The sequence below is a fragment of the Paraburkholderia rhynchosiae genome, assembly GCF_002879865.1.
Lineage (GTDB): Bacteria > Pseudomonadota > Gammaproteobacteria > Burkholderiales > Burkholderiaceae > Paraburkholderia > Paraburkholderia rhynchosiae.
This window is the reverse complement of the sequence record NZ_PNXY01000092.1, coordinates 1-1796: the sequence shown is the minus strand read 5'-3', so window position 1 is coordinate 1796 and position 1796 is coordinate 1. Positions and strand designations below refer to the sequence as shown.

Annotated in this window: 1 protein-coding gene; it reads left to right on the top strand. The window is 61.3% G+C overall.

Annotation, left to right across the window (positions count from 1 at the left end; genetic code table 11):
* Window positions 1-261 precede the first annotated feature (261 nt).
* Window positions 262-1524 (top strand): IS110 family RNA-guided transposase, encoded by a 1263-nt coding sequence (locus C0Z16_RS36895; protein ID WP_102636837.1) that lies wholly within the window; start codon window positions 262-264, stop codon window positions 1522-1524.
* The last annotated feature ends 272 nt before the right edge of the window (window positions 1525-1796 follow it).

Sequence of the window (1796 nt, the reverse complement as noted above, 5' to 3'; positions counted from 1 at the left end):
TATAGATAGTCCGTCCCGCTTTCATCGATACTGGTGGGACTGGCAGCGAGCTGCCAGTCGAGGCGGGACATGCACCCGTGGACTACGAATATCCCGACCCAAACGCCTGGACGATTGCCGCTTTAGCTTCGAGTCCACGGGTGCGCCTGCGTCCGATAACGAATACTCAGGGTTCGCCGTGGCACCGGCTCACTATATTGCCTTCGCTGGACGCAAGCATGCATGTCCCTACCGGGTAATCTATCACTTGCGGAGGTTCACATGGCACCTCTATCGAACCAGCAATTCAAGGCTTTCGTCGGCCTCGACTGGGCAGATACCAAACATGACATCTGCCTACAGCAGGCAGGCGACGACAGGCGCGAGTTCGACTGCATCCCTCACCAGGTTACGCGCATTGATGAATGGGCAAAGGCGTTACATCAGCGCTTTGGTGGTCCGATCGCGGTCGCGCTTGAGCTGGCCACAGGGCCGATCGTCTCTGTGTTGCAGAAACATGCGTTCGTCACTCTATTCCCGATCAACCCTGCAATGCTCGCGAAGTACCGTGAGGCATTCAAGCCGAGCCGGGCCAAGGACGATCCCACCGATGCCGAACTGGCACTCGACCTGCTGCTGCGCCATCCTGAGCGCTTCAGCCCGCTCAGGCCGCAGAGCGCCGGCATGCGCTCCTTGCTGAGCCTGATCGAACAGCGTCGTGAACTGGTCGGCGACAAGACCCGGTTCACCAACCGGCTAACCAACGCACTCAAGCAGTATTATCCTCAAGCCCTGGAATGGTTCGACGACATCGACACGGTGCTGTTCTGTGATTTCGTGACCCGCTGGCCTACTCTGCCGGCAGCCAGGCGCGCGAACAGAAAGACCCTTGAAACGTTCTTCCATGCGCACAATTGTCGCCGGGCCCAACTGATTGAGGGACGTCTGGAGTCAATCCGCTGCGCTGCATCGCTCACTGATGATCCCGGTATCGTTGCACCTCACCGGTTGCTCGCGCTGATGCTGGTGACGCAACTGCGCACAGCGCTCGCTGCGATTGACGTGTTCGACAGGGAAATCGCGGCAGTCGCACGGGCGCTGCCCGACTTCGACCTGTTTGACAGCTTGCCCGGCGCAGGTCCGCATCTGACACCGCGCCTGCTGGCTGCGTTTGGCGAGCAACGTGACCGCTTCAGGGGCGCGGATGAACTGCAGAAGTACTCCGGCATCGCGCCGGTCACCGAGCGCAGCGGCAAGAAGTGCTGGGTGCACTGGCGCTGGCAATGCCCGACCTTCCTGCGCCAGACCTTCGTCGAATGGGCGGGCCAGACCATCAACAAATCGTTCTGGGCGGGCGCCTACTACCGGCAACAGCGGGCGAAGGGCAGCTCGTATCAGGCCGCCGTGCGGGCATTGGCGTTCAAGTGGATACGGATCATCTACCGCTGCTGGCAGACCGGAACGCGGTACGACGAGAGCATCTACCTCAACGCCTTGAGGAAACGCGGTTCGCCACTCCTCGGGAACCTCGGGCTTCCGGGGTAGCCCGCTCCGGTCGACGGGTTACGCAACTGCTTCCGGATCCGTGGGTTGCCTCCGCTTGACGTCATGTCGCGAGTTGTCCACGGCCGGCCAGCGGGTCGCCTGTTATGACCATGACGCTGGCCGGCGGTGGGCAACTCGCCAGATGAGCGCACGACGTTTCTTCGACATCCGCCGTTTCATGAATGAGCGACGCCCGAGGCTACAAGGTCAAGGATGTGGGCTGCGCATGCCCTCGGAAAAACCTTGACTGACCGCCTCAGGGCGTGAAGCGG